Source organism: Nocardiopsis camelliae (assembly GCF_028993595.1).
Classification (GTDB): Bacteria; Actinomycetota; Actinomycetes; order Streptosporangiales; family Streptosporangiaceae; genus Nocardiopsis; species Nocardiopsis dassonvillei.
Genome location: NZ_CP118614.1, coordinates 1214186 through 1227192, shown reverse-complemented (window position 1 = coordinate 1227192; position 13007 = coordinate 1214186). Strand labels below are relative to the sequence as shown.

Genomic DNA, 13007 nt, shown 5'->3' with positions numbered 1-13007 from the left:
GAAGAATGGTTCTATGGTGGAAGCAATGAGCGAGATCACTCCCCCCGAGCACGGTCGGATGCGCGCCTCCGACGCCGACCGTGACTCCGTCGCGCACCGCCTGCGTGAAGCCCTCGCCGAGGGGCGCCTGGACCCGGACGAGCACAGCGAGCGGCTCGACGCGGTGTACCGGGCCAAGACCGTCGGCGAGCTGGTCCCCCTCACCGAGGACCTCCCGGCGCCGAACGGTCCCGGCGCCTCCGTGGCCCCCACCGACTTCCGTTCGCCCCGGCCGCTCTACGGCGGCGGCCGGATCGTGGACCAGGAGCCCACCAGCCGGGCCGCGGTCGTCGTCCTGGGCGGTGCGAGCCGGTCGGGCAACTGGGTCCTGCCGGGCGCCTTCACCGCCTTCGCGGTGCTGGGCGGGATCGACCTGGACCTGCGCGAGGCCCGGTTCACCCAGCGCGAGACCACCGTCTGGGTCTGCGCCGTCCTGGGCGGGGTGGGCATCACGGTGCCCGACGACGTGCAGGTGCGGGTGCACGGCCTGCCGCTCATGGGCGGCTTCGGCATCTCCGAGAACACCCCCAGCGTGGTGGATCCGGACGCGCCGATCGTGCACGTGCGGGGCATCGCCGTGATGGGCGGGGTGGGCATCGAGTACAAGCCGCGCAAGCACCAGGACGAGGAGTAGGCCGGCCTCCCCGGTCGGACGCGGGTCCCCCGACGAGACGTTCTGCTCAGGCGGGGCCGTCCATGGAACCACACTGCCACCCCATGCGTAAGGTCTGTGGCTGATTGTGGCAATTGTGGTCATCGGTCCTTGCCGTGAGCACCTCCGCGGTGTCAGGCTGCACCGGTACTTCGCCTACCCAAGGTGTCCATCCCCCGACTCCCAGGAGCGGTGGACCCCCGCACTCCGGAGGAAGATCCTTGCGCACCAGTTCCGAAGGGAAGCCGCCGCGCGGAGCGGCCGTCCCCGCCTCCCGGCGCCGTGCCGCCACGGCCGGTGCCGCGGCAGTCCTGATGACTGTCGCCGCCCTGGCGTCCTCCCCCGCCCACGCCGAGCCCGGGCCGCCCGGGCACGCCGGGCCCCCGGAGCACTCCGGGGCCCCCGACCACGCGGGTCCGCCCGCGCACGCGGGCAGGCCGGGCGAGGACCCGCCGCTGTCGGAGCGGGTGGACGCGGAGGCCATCCGCGAGCACCTGGAGAACCTCGACACCATCGCCGAGTACAACGGCGGCAACCGGGCCACGAACACCCCCGGCTACGACGTCGCCGCCCTCTACGTCGAGGACCAGCTGGAGCGCGCCGGATACGAGCCCTACCGGCACGAGTACGAGTACGAGCTGTGGCGGGAGAACTCCCCGGCCGTCCTCGCCCAGACCGCCCCGGAGCAGGCCGCCTACGAGGTCGACACCGACTACGCGACCATGAGCTACTCCGGATCGGGCGACGTCACCGCCCCGGCGGTGGCCGTCAACGCCGACAGCGCCGCGAGCGGCTGCTCCGCCGACGACTTCGCCGGCTTCCCCGAGGGCGCGATCGCGATCACCGTGCGCGGCACCTGCCCGTTCTCGGACAAGGTGGACAACGCCGCCGCCGCGGGGGCCGCGGCCACCCTGGTGGTCAACAACGAGGACGAGGTCTTCCTGGGCACCGTGGGCGAGCACTCGGCCATCCCCGCCCTGGGCGTGTCCGGGACGCTGGGCGCCGAGCTGCTGGCCGCCGAGGGCCTGGAGCTGCGGGTGAGCGTGGACGCCGAGGTCAGCAACGAGACCTCCTACAGCGTGCTGGCCGAGACCCCGGGCGGTCGGGACGACAACGTGGTGGTCGTGGGCGGCCACCTCGACAGCGTCGAGGACGGCCCCGGCATCAACGACAACGGCAGCGGCACGGCCTTCCTGCTGGAGACCGCGATCCAGCTGGCCGAGCAGGAGGAGCCCGACAACAAGGTGCGGTTCGCCTTCTGGGGTACCGAGGAGGAGGGCCTGGTCGGCTCCACCCGTTACGTGGAGGACCTGACCGCGCAGGAGGTCGAGGACATCGCCCTCTACCTCAACTTCGACATGATCGGCTCGCACAACTACGGCCGGTTCGTGCTGGACGGCCGGATGGAGCTGCCCGGGTCCGTGGCCGCCCCGTCGGGCTCCGGCGCGATCGCGAAGGTCTTCGAGGACTACTTCGCCGCCCGGGACCAGGTCAGCGAGCCCGGCGTGCTGAGCGGGCGCAGCGACTACCAGGCCTTCATGACCGCGGGCATCCCCTCGGGCGGGCTGTTCAGCGGCGCCGACGGCGTCAAGACCGAGGAGCAGGTCGAGTGGTACGGCGGTACGGCGGGCGAGCAGTTCGACCCGTACTACCACACCGCCGACGACACCATGGAGAACATCAACTGGGACTCGGTGGCCGAGCTGTCGGCGGCCGGTGCGCACGGTGTGGAGTTCTTCGCCGAGAGCACCCTGCCGGTGAACGGGGTGCTGCGCACGACGGCCGCGCCCGACTTCCCGCGCCTGGGCGACGGCTGGCTGAGGTAGTCCGCGCACGATCCGTGTGAGGGATCCACGTGCACGACAGGGCGGGCGGCGTGAACCCCCCGGTTCCACGCCGCCCGCCGCGGCGTCTCCCCCTCCGCGGTTCCCGGATGACCCCCTCTCGCATCCGGGTACCGCACATGGACACCGCGGGAAACTACTTTCGGTAGCCCCCTGGTTTCCCAATGTATCAGTGAGTTGCATCACCTTCACACGCTGATATGGAACAGTTATCCTCCGTCACGGTTGATGCTCCGGACCGCCGCCGCACCCGCCGGAGCGCGGCCGAACCCTAGGGTGGAGGGCATGACCAAACGGGACACCGACAAGCCGGTCGTGCTGTCGAAGATCTACACGCGCACCGGCGACGCCGGGACGACGGCGCTCGGCGACATGAGCCGGACCGGCAAGAACGACACGCGCCTGGTGGGCTACGCCGACACCGAGGAGGCCAACGCCGCGATCGGCACCGCCCTGGCGCTGGGCGAACTCCCCGACGACGTCCGGAACCTGCTCGGACGGATCCAGAACGAGCTGTTCGACCTGGGCGCCGACCTGTCCACGCCGATCGTGCCCGACCCGGAGTACCCGCCGCTGCGGGTCCTGCCCGAGTACGTCACGCGGCTGGAGGAGGCCTGCGACACCTACAACGCCGACCTGCCCACCCTGCGCAGCTTCATCCTGCCCGGGGGCTCCCCCACCGTGGCGCTCGTGCACACCGCCCGGATCGTGGTCCGGCGGGCCGAGCGCAGCGTGTGGGCGGCCGTCGAGGAGCACGGCCAGACCGTCAACCCGCTCACCGCCCAGTACCTCAACCGGCTCTCCGACCTGCTGTTCATCCTCGGCCGGTACGTCGCCCGGGAGGGCGACGAGGTCCTGTGGAAGCCCGGCGGCGAACGCTAGCGCCCCGCCGCCCGCCGCGGTCCCGGGCCGCGCCCGGCCGCCCGTGCGCACCTTCGGGGGGTCCCGCTCCGCGTGAGCGGGGGCCCCTCCGCGCTCCCCGCGCCTCCACGGGACCGCCCGCGCCCCGGAACGCCGTCCCGGTGGGCGTTCGCGACCTGCGCGGACGGAAATAGTCCGGTGGGACGCGTGTCTTCCGCGGCGCTGGGGTTATGGGTTCTGGACACAGGAACGGACGAAGGAAGGAACGCAGATGACCACCGGAACCAGACCGGCGACCGTCACGGCGGTCTTCGTGCTGCTGGTCCTGATCGCGGTCTACCAGATCGTCATGAGCCTGCTGGCCCTCGTCGGAGCCACCGCCATGGCCACCGTCCCGATGGTCGCCGAGAGCGCGCAGGTGCCCGCCTGGGCCGTGCTGACCGGCGCGGCCGTCGGCTTGGTCTACGGCGCGCTGTCGGCCGTCCTGGCCGTCATGGTCAACCGGAACCGCGGCGGCGTCCGCACCTCGGTGACCGCGGTCAACGCGGTCTACGCCGTCGTGATCCTGGCCCTGCTGCTCACCCCGGTCAGCGGGGTCCCCGAGATCGTCGCGGCGCTCTTCGCCGTCACCGTGGCGGCCCTGGCCAACACCGCGACCGCCAGGGCGCACTTCTCCGGCGCCGCGGTCCCGTCCGGACACGCCCACCCGCAGGTCGGCTGACCGCCCCCTGACCGCGCCCGGCCCGGCACCCTCCCACGGGCCGGGCGCGCCCCTGTCCGCACCGTTCGGCCGAAGCGGAGGGCCTGCGGGCCGCCGCGGGTCGGCGACGGCCCGCAGGCACGGGCTAACGCCGCGCCTCCCCCTCCGTAGCGGTCCGGGAGCGGCGCAGCAGGGCGCCGCCCACCTGGGGCAGGACGAGCACGCTCAGCATGCCCGCGCCCAGGAGCGCGGCGGCGGAGGCGCCGTCGAGGGCGCCCGTCTCGGTCCCGATCTCCGACAGGACCGCGACCAGGGGCAGTGCGGTCGCCGAGAACAGCACCAGGGGGAGCCGCTGGCGCTCGGGGACGTCGCCCCGCGACAGCAGGTACTCGGGGCCGCCCCGCACGACCAGGAAGGCCGCCAGCAGCAGGGGGACCAGCAGCAGCGCCACCGGGTCGGCCAGCAGAGCCGACAGGTCGAAGCGCACCCCCGTCACCACGAAGAACACCGGTATCAGGAAGCCGAAACCGACGGCGTCCATCTTCGACTCCACCCGTTCGACCGCGCCCGGATGGTTGGTGGTGAACATCAGCCGCACGATGATCCCCGCCGCAAAGGCGCCCAGCAGCGCGTCCAGCCGCAGACTCGCCGCCAGCCACACGAACAGCACGATCACCAGGATGCACAGGCGCACGGCCACCTGGGTGCTGGAGCCGAGGGTGGCCCGGATGAGCCGTGTCAGCCGCTCCGAGGGCGGGCGGGTCGCGCGCCAGGCCGCGAGGCCCGCGAGGGCGAGGAACCCGACCAGCAGCAGCGTCGCCTCCAAGGGGCGGTAACCGCTGAGCAGCAGGGTGATCAGCACGATCGGTCCGAACTCCCCCATCGTCCCGGAGGCCATGAAGCGGGCCCCGAAGGCCCCCTCCAGCCCTCCGGAGTCCCGCAGGATGGGCAGCACCGTGCCCAACGCGGTGGTGATCAGGGCCAGGCCGACGACCAGGGCCGTCTGGGAGGCGCCGAACAGGGCCCACCCCGCCCCCAGTCCGAGGGCGACCGAGCACAGCCAGGCCAGTGCCGCCCGCCGCAGCGGCCTGCCCCTGATCCGCGCGAAGTCGACCTCGTACCCGGCCATGAACATGAGCAGCGCGAGTCCGAGGTCGGCCAGCATCGCCACCGTCCCGGTCTCGCGGACCAGTCCGAGGAGGGAGGGGCCCAAGACGATGCCGAAGACGATCTCCAGCACCACCGAGGGGATGACCACGAACGCGGCCAGCCGGTCGGTGACCAGCGGGGCGAGGAAGGCCGCCACGAGGATCAGCAGCAGCATGCCCAGTGTCTGCGCGACGTCGCCTTCCATGTCCCCCTCGTTCCGCGGAGCGGCGCCGCTCCGGCCGTGGGCACACTACGCGCGGTCGGCACGGCACGGCGGCAGACACGCGGGCACGGGAGGCGCGCACGCGGCGCGCTCGCGGCCGGGGCCGGGAGGGAAACGGCGCGGCCCTTCGGACCGGGGAGCCCCGGCCCCTCAGCACTCGGGCGGGAACTCCTCCTGCGGGACGAACTCCGCCTCGGCAGACCCCCCGGAGGCGGCGTACACGCCCTCCTCCTCGGCCAGCACCCCGGTCGTGAACGCGACCGTGCCGATGTCGTGCTCGGTCTCCTCCCCCGGCGGGGCCTCCCGCGAGCCGATCCCGACGGTGTACTCCTCGCGCTCGGACTCGGGGACCAGGCGGTAGACCTGCCGTCCGTCGCCGTCGGTGATCCGCCAGGCGTCGCCGGGGGCGGCCAGGTCCACCTCGGTCCGGTTGCCGTCGAAGTCGCGGGTGGCGATCAGGTGGATCCGCTGTCCGCCGCCGGTCAGGTCGATCTGGCGCGGGGAGGCGTCACCGCACCAGGCCACGACCAGCACGGGGAACTCGTGCGCGGCGGTGAAGTGGCCCGTGGCCACGGCGCCGACGTGGCCGCCCGAGAGCTGGCAGGCGGCGAGCAGGGGGATGAGGAGGGCGGGGCCCAGGAGCCGGGGAAGTCGCGAGGCGAGCATGGAACCGCATCCTGCCGTGTCCGGCCGCCCAGGGGAAGAGGACACTGGGCACGGCCGCGCCGCACCCCGTGGAGGGCCGGGTCTCAGGCGTCGCCGAGTTCGCGTTCGACGGCCTCGACCTTGCTGCGCAGGCCGTCGGTGACGCCCTCCCGGACGTCGGCCTTGAGGGTGAGGCTGACGCGCGCGGCGCCCTCCCCCGCGGCCTGCACGGCGCGCTTGACGACGTCCATGACCTCGTCCCACTCACCCTCGACGCTGGTGAACATGGCGGAGGTCTCGTTGGGCAGTCCGCTCTCCCGGACCACCCGCACCGCGCGGGCGACGGCGGGGGCGACGGACTCACCGGTTCCGAGAGGGGCGACGGAGAAAGCGACGATCGTACTCATGTCGGCCATGCTAGGCACACAGGGGCCCGTGGGGGAACCACCCACGCGCAATCTCAGCTCTCCCAGTGCGTTCCGGGGGGCATCGACTCCAGCCACGACAGGAAGCCGGTCTGGGCGCCCTCGCCCATGGCGATCTCGTAGGCCGCCTCGCGGGGGTCGGAGCCGTCGGCGAGCAGCCAGCCCACCTGGAGCACGGTGAGGTCGGCGGGCAGGTCCTCGTCCCCGGCGGGGGCGCGCCGCCCGACGACGACGAGACCGCGGCGCGACAGCCTCGCTGTCGGCCGCGGTCTGAGGGAGAAGATCGGGAACCAGCCCAGGTTCTCCGTGCCGTACCGGCCGAAGCCGATGCGCCAGGAGCCCCGGCGGCCCGGCGCCCCGACGGCGCGCAGGTAGCACTCCACCGCGCCGCCGCGCCGTACCAGGATCCAGCGGCGCAGGGTGACGGCGAGCGCCAGCACCAGGAGGACGACGAGCAGGGCGAGGAACACCCACAGCGCGGACTCCCACCAGGGTGCTCCGGGCCGGAGCCTCTGCATGCCCACCACTCGTCCCGCCGTCCTACGCTAGGCGACTTCCTCGCCCGCGGCCCGCAGACGGCTGCGGGCACGGCCCAGGGCGACGTTGTCGCCGGACTCGGCCGCGCTCTTCAGCGCCGTGCGCGCGCGGTCCACATCGATGTCCTCGGCGAGCTCCGCGGTCTCGGCGAGGATGGAGACGCGTCCCTCACCCGAGACCGAGACGAACCCGCCGTGCGCGGCGGCCCGGACCTCGCCGGTCTCCCGCGCGCCCAGCACGCGGACGACCGCGTCGTGGGCGAGCAGCGACAGCACCGGGACGTGCCCGGGCTGGACGCCCATCTCACCCTCGACGGTCTTCGCGATGACCATGTCGCCCTCGCCCGCCCAAATCTCACGTTCGGGCGAGACGATCTCGACGAAAAGCTTCTTCGACACTGCCACAAACTCCTCGGCTAGCGGGTGATTCGGCCGGGCCGGTCCCCGACCGCTGTCGGGGACCGCCCCGGCCGGAGAACTAACCCTGCAGCTTCTTGGCCTTCTCGACGGCCATGTCGATGTTGCCGACGTCGAGGAACGCCTGCTCGGGCAGGTGGTCGTACTCACCGTCGCACAGGCCCTTGAAGGAGGAGATGGTCTCCTCCAGGGGGACGAACACGCCCGGGGTACCGGTGAACTTCTCCGCCACGAACATGTTCTGCGACAGGAAGCGCTCGATCCGGCGGGCCCGGTTGACGACGATCTTGTCCTCCTCGGACAGCTCGTCCATACCGAGGATGGCGATCTGGTCCTGGAGGTCGTTGTTGCGCTGGAGGATCTCCTTGACGCGCTGGGCCACCTGGTAGTGCTCCTCGCCCACGTACTGCGGGTCGAGGATGCGGGAGGTGGAGGTCAGCGGGTCGACCGCCGGGTAGATGCCCTTCTGCGAGATCGGGCGGGAGAGCTCGGTCGTCGCGTCCAGGTGGGCGAAGGTGGTCGCCGGAGCCGGGTCGGTGTAGTCGTCCGCGGGCACGTAGATCGCCTGCATCGAGGTGATCGAGTGGCCGCGGGTCGAGGTGATCCGCTCCTGGAGCTGGCCCATCTCGTCCGCCAGGTTGGGCTGGTAGCCCACGGCCGAGGGCATACGGCCCAGCAGCGTGGAGACCTCCGAACCCGCCTGGGTGAAACGGAAGATGTTGTCGATGAACAGCAGCACGTCCTGCTTCTGGACGTCGCGGAAGTACTCCGCCATCGTCAGAGCGGACAGGGCCACCCGCAGACGGGTGCCCGGGGGCTCGTCCATCTGGCCGAAGACGAGGGCGGTGTCCTGGAGGACCTCCATCTCGTCCATCTCCAGGAAGAGGTCCGTACCCTCACGGGTGCGCTCACCGACACCGGCGAACACGGACACACCACCGAAGTTGCGGGCGATACGCGTGATCATCTCCTGGATGAGCACGGTCTTGCCCACACCGGCGCCGCCGAACAGGCCGATCTTGCCACCGCGCACGTACGGGGTGAGCAGGTCGATGACCTTGATGCCCGTGACCATCATCTCGGTCTTGGACTCGAGCTGGTCGAAGGCCGGGGCCTTGCGGTGGATCGGCCAGCGCTCGGTGACGCCCAGCTCCGCGGTCGGCACGTCCAGGGACTCGCCCAGGGTGTTGAACACGTGGCCCTTGACGACGTCGCCGACGGGCACGCTGATGGGCTCGCCGGTGTCGCGCACCTCGGCGCCGCGGACGAGGCCGTCCTGGGGGGCCAGGGAGACCGTGCGCACGAGGTTGTCACCCAGGTGCTGGGCGACCTCCATCGTGATGGTCTTGGCCTTGCCGCCGATGGTCACGTCGGTGTGCAGGGCGTTGTAGATGGCAGGCAGGGAGCCGACGGGGAACTCCACGTCGACGACCGGGCCGGTGACCCGGGAGATCCGGCCGGTGGCGGTGCCAGCCCCAGCCGTCCCTTCAACTGTCGCAGTCACTTTTGTTACTCACTTCCCGCGCTGGCAGCAGCGAGCGCGTCGGCACCGCCGACAATCTCACTGAGCTCATTGGTGATCTCAGCCTGACGTGCCTGGTTGGCCAGACGGGTCAGGTTCTTGGCGAGTTCCTCGGCGTTGTCCGTGGCCGCCTTCATGGCGGCGCGGCGGGAGGCCTGCTGGGAGGCGGACGACTCCAGGAGCGAGAAGTAGATCCTGTTGACGACGTACTGCGGCAGCAGCTGGTCCAGGACCTCCTCCGCCGAGGGCTCGAACTCGTACAGCGGCAGCGGCTCGCCCCCGTGCGCGGCCTCCAGCTCGGAGCTGTCGACCTCCTCCACCTCCAGCGGCAGAGCCCGGACGGCCCCGGCGCGCTGGGTCAGCATCGAGACGAACTCCGTGGAGACCACGTGGATCTCGTCGACGCCGCCCTCGGCGGAGTCGGCGGAGAACTTCTCCATGAGGGCGGAGCCGATCTCCTGGGCGTGCGCGTAGGTGGGGCGCTCGGTGAAGCCCTCCCACTGCGCCTCCAGGGGGCGGTCGCGGAACTTGTAGAAGCCCACGCCCTTGCGGCCCACCATGTAGGTGAGGACCTCCTTGCCCTGCTCACGCAGGAGCTGGGTGAGGGAGTCCGCCTCCTTGAGCACGTTGGTCGAGAAGGCGCCCGCCAGGCCCTTGTCGCTGGTGATGACCAGGACGGCGGCGCGGGTGGGGTTCTCGGCCTCGGTCAGCAGCGGGTGATCGGTCACCCGGCTGGCCAGGGCCGAGACCGCCCGGGTGATCTCCCGCGCGTAGGGCCCAGCAGCCTCCGCCGCACGCTGCGCCTTGGTGATGCGCGTCGTGGCGATGAGCTCCATCGCGCGGGTGATCTTCGCCATCGACTTCGTCGAGCGGATCCTCCGGCGATAGACGCGAAGCTGTGCACCCATGGGTTACTTCCCGCCCTTGGCGACCTTGATGGTCTCCTGGCCGACCTTCTCCTCGTCCAGCGCCTCGGCCTCGGCCTCGGTGCCCAGGAGGGTTCCGGCGGAGGTCTGGAAGCCCTGCTTGAACTTCTCCAGCGCCGAGTCGAGGGACTTCTCGGTCTCGGCCTCGAACTTGCCGCTCTCGCGGATGGTGTCGAGGATGCCCGAGTGCTCGCGGCTCAGGTGGTCCAGGAAGTCCTCCTCGAAGCGGCGCACGTCCTCGACCGGGACGTCGTCGACGCGGCCGGTGGTGCCGGCCCAGATCGAGACGACCTGCTTCTCCATGGAGAACGGCGAGTACTGGCCCTGCTTGAGGAGCTCCATCAGACGGGCACCGCGCTCCAGCTGCTGCTTGGAGACGGCGTCCAGGTCCGAACCGAAGGCGGAGAACGCCTCCAGCTCGCGGTACTGGGCCAGGCCCAGCCGCAGGGTGCCCGAGACCTTCTTCATCGCCTTGGTCTGCGCGGCGCCACCGACACGGGAGACCGACACACCGACGTTGATCGCCGGGCGCTGGCCCTGGTTGAACAGGTCGGACTCCAGGAAGACCTGGCCGTCGGTGATGGAGATGACGTTGGTGGGGATGTACGCCGAGACGTCGCCCGCCTTGGTCTCGATGATCGGCAGGGCGGTCATCGACCCCTTGCCCATCTCGTCGGAGAGCTTGGCGCAGCGCTCCAGCAGCCGGGAGTGCAGGTAGAAGACGTCACCGGGGTAGGCCTCGCGGCCCGGCGGGCGGCGCAGCAGCAGCGACACCGCACGGTAGGCCTCGGCCTGCTTGGTGAGGTCGTCGAAGACGATGAGGACGTGCTTGCCCTCGTACATCCAGTGCTGGCCCAGGGCCGAACCGGTGTAGGGGGCCAGGTACTTGAAGCCGGCCGCCTCGGACGCCGGGGCGGCGACGATGGTGGTGTACTCCATCGCGCCGGCCTCTTCGAGGGCGCCACGCACACCGGCGATGGTCGAGCCCTTCTGGCCGATCGCGACGTAGATGCAGCGCACCTGCTTGTCGGGGTCGCCCGACTCCCAGTTGGCCTTCTGGTTGATGATCGCGTCGATGCAGACCGCGGTCTTGCCGGTCTGCCGGTCGCCGATGACCAGCTGGCGCTGGCCGCGGCCGATCGGGGTCATCGAGTCGATCGCCTTGATGCCGGTCTGGAGCGGCTCGTGGACGGGCTTGCGCTCCATCACGGAGGCAGCCTGGAGCTCCAGCTCGCGGCGCTCGGTCGACTCGATCTCGCCCTTGCCGTCGATGGGGGCACCCAGGGGGTCCACCACGCGGCCGAGGAAGTTGTCACCCACCGGCACCGAGAGGAGCTGGCCGGTGCGGCGCACCTTCTGGCCCTCCTCGATGCTGGTGAAGTCACCCAGCACGACGACACCGATCTCACCGATCTCGAGGTTCTGGGCCAGGCCCAGGGTGCCGTCCTCGAACTGGAGCAGCTCGTTCGCCATCGCCGAGGGAAGGCCACCGACGCGGGCGATGCCGTCACCGGAGTAGGTGACGGTACCGACCTCTTCCGCGCGGGTGGCTTCAGGCTCGTACGACTGGACGAAGCGCTGTAGCGCGTCCCGGATCTCGTCCGGCCGGATCGTCAGCTCCGCCATCTCTACGTTGTCCTTGCTCTCAAATGGCGCCGGGCTGGCGCCGTGCGTGCTTGCCTTGCGTTCTGTCAGCCGGCGAGGCGGCGCTGGGCCTCGGCGATACGCCCGGCGATGGTCCCGTCGATGACCTCGTCACCCACCTGGATGGACAGGCCACCCACGATCTCGGGGGCGACCTCGATGTTGAGGTGGATGTCGCGGCCGTAGGCGCGCGAGAGCGCGGCTCCGAGCCGGGACTGCTGTTGCTCGCTCAGGGCGACGGCGCTGCGGACGACGGCGACGTAGCGCTTGGCGCGCTCGGCGACGAGCTGTCCGTAGTTGTCCAGCGCCTGCTCCAGGGTACGGCCCCTGGGGCGGGCGACCGCTTCGCCGACCAGCACCAGAGTCGCGGGGTGCACCTTGCCCGAGAGCAGGTTCTCCACGAGGGAGAGGCGCAGCTCGGGGGCGGCCCCGTCGCGGGTGAGGGCCTCGCGGAGCTCGGGCTGGGCGATGACGATCCGCTGGAAGCGGAAGAGCTCGTCCTCCAGCTCGCCGAGCCCCGAGGCGCTCTGGAGCTGGGCGGCGGTCGCGTAGACCGCCATCCGCTCCATCGCGTCCATCAGGTCGCGCGGGCCCGACCACCTGGCCGAGACCACGTCGCCGGCCACGAGGACCGCGGACGGCGACACCCTGGTCTCCAGGAGCTGCCCGATGAGGCCGGTCTTGGCCTCGGCCGGGTTCGCCTGGTCGGCGAGCCAGCGGCGCAGCGAGTGCTCGCCTCCCAGCAGGGCGACGACCTCGAAGAGCTCACTGCCCAGGGAGACACCGCTCTGCGGGGTGCCCGCCGACGCCAGGACGTTCTCGTCCAGGCGCCGGGTCACCTCGGCCAGCGACGTGCGGCTGATACCACGCATCAGCGCACCTCTGCCTGCTGCGTGCTGTTGCTCTGCTCCAGCTCGTCCAGGAACCGGTCGATGACGCGGTTCTGGGCGGCGCTGTCGCTGAGGGTCTCACCGACGATGCGGCTCGCCAGCTCGGTGGAGAGCGCACCGACCTCGTTGCGCAGCTGCACCAGGGCCTGCTGGCGGTCGGCCTCGATCTGGACGTGGGCCGCCTCGACGATGCGACGCGCCTCGGCCTGGGCCTCCTCGCGCGCCTCGGCGACGATCGCGGCCCGCTGCTCCTTGGCCTTCTCCAGCTCCTGGGCGTACTCGCGGTGCGCCTCCTCGAGCTTCTCCCGGTACTGCTGGCGGATCCCCTCGGCCTCGGCCTCGGCCTTCTTGGCGCGCTCGATGCCGCCCTCGATGGCGTCGTGACGCTCGTCGAGGACCGCCATGACCTTCGGCACCGCCTTACGGGCGACAAAGAAGTAGACCACGGCGAGCGCGATCGCACCGAAGGTGAACTTCACCCAGTCGATCCGCAGAATGTTGTAATCGGCTGCCAACTCCACCAACATGGTCAGC

14 protein-coding genes are annotated in these 13007 nt (G+C 71.2%); 4 read left to right on the top strand and 10 right to left on the bottom strand.

Translation table 11 applies throughout. The features are described from left to right. Positions 1–13 precede the first annotated feature (13 nt). The 4 genes from PV789_RS05655 to PV789_RS05640 all read left to right on the top strand — a co-directional run bounded on the left by PV789_RS05655 (position 14) and on the right by PV789_RS05640 (position 4117). Entirely contained in the window at positions 14–673 is a 660-nt protein-coding gene (locus PV789_RS05655; RefSeq protein ID WP_274976443.1) for a DUF1707 SHOCT-like domain-containing protein, read from the top strand. Positions 674–912: 239 nt separating this feature from the next. Further along, positions 913–2517 carry a M28 family peptidase gene (locus PV789_RS05650; protein WP_274976442.1) on the top strand — a complete coding sequence of 535 codons (1605 nt, stop codon included), beginning with the start codon at positions 913–915 and terminating at the stop codon, positions 2515–2517. 303 nt (positions 2518–2820) lie between these two features. Next, positions 2821–3417, top strand: a complete 597-nt coding sequence (locus tag PV789_RS05645; RefSeq protein WP_274976441.1) for a cob(I)yrinic acid a,c-diamide adenosyltransferase — start codon at positions 2821–2823, stop codon at positions 3415–3417. Between the two features lie 250 nt (positions 3418–3667). Next, a complete protein-coding gene (locus PV789_RS05640) occupies positions 3668–4117 on the top strand; it encodes a hypothetical protein (protein ID WP_274976440.1) in 450 nt (149 codons plus the stop codon). A 124-nt stretch (positions 4118–4241) separates the two neighbouring features. Here PV789_RS05640 and PV789_RS05635 read toward each other — a convergent pair whose 3' ends face one another. The 10 genes from PV789_RS05635 to PV789_RS05590 form a co-directional block, all read right to left on the bottom strand. After that, positions 4242–5450, bottom strand: coding sequence for a cation:proton antiporter (locus PV789_RS05635; protein ID WP_274976439.1), 1209 nt, complete (start codon positions 5448–5450; stop codon positions 4242–4244). Between the two features lie 168 nt (positions 5451–5618). Then, on the bottom strand, positions 5619–6134 hold the full coding sequence (locus PV789_RS05630; protein ID WP_274976438.1) for a hypothetical protein: 516 nt from the start codon (positions 6132–6134) through the stop codon (positions 5619–5621). Between the two features lie 83 nt (positions 6135–6217). After that, the gene (locus tag PV789_RS05625; RefSeq protein ID WP_248773727.1) at positions 6218–6529 is read right to left on the bottom strand and encodes an MTH1187 family thiamine-binding protein; all 312 of its coding nucleotides are present in this window, start codon (positions 6527–6529) and stop codon (positions 6218–6220) included. 44 nt (positions 6530–6573) lie between these two features. Continuing rightward, positions 6574–7056: a DUF2550 domain-containing protein gene (locus PV789_RS05620; protein ID WP_274976437.1), complete on the bottom strand. Its 483-nt coding sequence runs from the start codon at positions 7054–7056 to the stop codon at positions 6574–6576. Between the two features lie 27 nt (positions 7057–7083). Then, complete coding sequence (locus PV789_RS05615) at positions 7084–7473, bottom strand: F0F1 ATP synthase subunit epsilon (protein WP_212641305.1); 390 nt, start codon at positions 7471–7473, stop codon at positions 7084–7086. Positions 7474–7552: 79 nt separating this feature from the next. After that, positions 7553–8995: a F0F1 ATP synthase subunit beta gene (gene atpD / locus PV789_RS05610; protein ID WP_026338248.1), complete on the bottom strand. Its 1443-nt coding sequence runs from the start codon at positions 8993–8995 to the stop codon at positions 7553–7555. A gap of 5 nt (positions 8996–9000) precedes the next feature. After that, positions 9001–9921 (bottom strand): F0F1 ATP synthase subunit gamma, encoded by a 921-nt coding sequence (locus tag PV789_RS05605; RefSeq protein ID WP_274976436.1) that lies wholly within the window; start codon positions 9919–9921, stop codon positions 9001–9003. A gap of 3 nt (positions 9922–9924) precedes the next feature. Next, positions 9925–11565: a F0F1 ATP synthase subunit alpha gene (gene atpA, locus PV789_RS05600; protein WP_274976435.1), complete on the bottom strand. Its 1641-nt coding sequence runs from the start codon at positions 11563–11565 to the stop codon at positions 9925–9927. 65 nt (positions 11566–11630) lie between these two features. Next, the gene (locus tag PV789_RS05595; protein WP_248773723.1) at positions 11631–12455 is read right to left on the bottom strand and encodes a F0F1 ATP synthase subunit delta; all 825 of its coding nucleotides are present in this window, start codon (positions 12453–12455) and stop codon (positions 11631–11633) included. Further along, complete coding sequence (locus tag PV789_RS05590; protein ID WP_200904054.1) at positions 12455–12997, bottom strand: F0F1 ATP synthase subunit B; 543 nt, start codon at positions 12995–12997, stop codon at positions 12455–12457. The genes PV789_RS05595 and PV789_RS05590 overlap by 1 nt, the downstream gene beginning before the upstream one ends. Between the last annotated feature and the right edge of the window lie 10 nt (positions 12998–13007).

Excerpts from the sequence above, each read along its gene's own strand:
- PV789_RS05640 (WP_274976440.1), top strand. The coding sequence starts at position 3,668 with ATGACCACCGGAACCAGACCGGCGACCGTCACGGCGGTCTTCGTGCTG.
- atpA (WP_274976435.1), bottom strand. The coding sequence starts at position 11,565 with ATGGCGGAGCTGACGATCCGGCCGGACGAGATCCGGGACGCGCTACAG.
- PV789_RS05625 (WP_248773727.1), bottom strand. The coding sequence starts at position 6,529 with ATGGCCGACATGAGTACGATCGTCGCTTTCTCCGTCGCCCCTCTCGGA.
- PV789_RS05655 (WP_274976443.1), top strand. The coding sequence starts at position 14 with ATGGTGGAAGCAATGAGCGAGATCACTCCCCCCGAGCACGGTCGGATG.
- PV789_RS05605 (WP_274976436.1), bottom strand. The coding sequence starts at position 9,921 with ATGGGTGCACAGCTTCGCGTCTATCGCCGGAGGATCCGCTCGACGAAG.
- PV789_RS05630 (WP_274976438.1), bottom strand. The coding sequence starts at position 6,134 with ATGCTCGCCTCGCGACTTCCCCGGCTCCTGGGCCCCGCCCTCCTCATC.
- PV789_RS05595 (WP_248773723.1), bottom strand. The coding sequence starts at position 12,455 with ATGCGTGGTATCAGCCGCACGTCGCTGGCCGAGGTGACCCGGCGCCTG.
- PV789_RS05635 (WP_274976439.1), bottom strand. The coding sequence starts at position 5,450 with ATGGAAGGCGACGTCGCGCAGACACTGGGCATGCTGCTGCTGATCCTC.
- PV789_RS05645 (WP_274976441.1), top strand. The coding sequence starts at position 2,821 with ATGACCAAACGGGACACCGACAAGCCGGTCGTGCTGTCGAAGATCTAC.
- PV789_RS05620 (WP_274976437.1), bottom strand. The coding sequence starts at position 7,056 with ATGCAGAGGCTCCGGCCCGGAGCACCCTGGTGGGAGTCCGCGCTGTGG.